This is a genomic window from Streptomyces durbertensis, from assembly GCF_014156695.1.
Classification (GTDB): Bacteria; Actinomycetota; Actinomycetes; order Streptomycetales; family Streptomycetaceae; genus Streptomyces; species Streptomyces durbertensis.
Genome location: NZ_WMLF01000927.1, coordinates 1 through 553 on the forward strand (window position 1 = coordinate 1; position 553 = coordinate 553).

Annotated in this window: 1 protein-coding gene; it reads left to right on the forward strand. The window is 74.3% G+C overall.

Annotation, left to right across the window (positions count from 1 at the left end):
* Positions 1-168: 168 nt before the first annotated feature.
* A partial coding sequence (locus tag GL263_RS28955; RefSeq protein WP_323379590.1) for an SCO5717 family growth-regulating ATPase occupies positions 169-553 on the forward strand: 385 nt, incomplete at its 3' end.

Genomic DNA, 553 nt, shown 5'->3' on the forward strand with positions numbered 1-553 from the left:
TGACTAGGCTGTCCTCCGAGCGGCAGGAGCACGAAGCAGCCACCTTGGGGGAGGACCGACGGTGAGGTACGAGGCCGTGTACCGCCGCGCCAGCGATGACCGCATGAACCGCATGATCCGCCTGTTTCCGGTCCAGCCGTTCAGGTGCGTTTCAGTCCAGGAGGCACAGTGAACCGCGATCGGGACGAGTACCGCCCGGAGGAGGACGAGGGAGACCTCGAGCTGACGGGCGAGTTCCAGCTCGATTTCACGGCGCCTGCCTGGTACTCGCAGGACGGCGCGGGTGCCGGGGGCGCGACGCCCGGCGCGGCCTCTCCCCCGCCGCCCGTGGGCGCCCCGCTGCACGCCGGACCGCCGGCCGGTCCGCCGGTCCCCCCGGGGCCCGGTGTGCCGCAGGGCCCGGGCATGCCGGGCGGCCCGGGAGCGGCGGGCGTTCCGCAGGGGCATGGTGGGCCGGGCATCGGCCAGGCGCCCGGTCAACCCGTGCCGGCTCAGCAGCCGCCGGCTCAGCAGGCGCCTGGTCAGCCAGTGCCTGGTCAGCCCGTATCCGGAC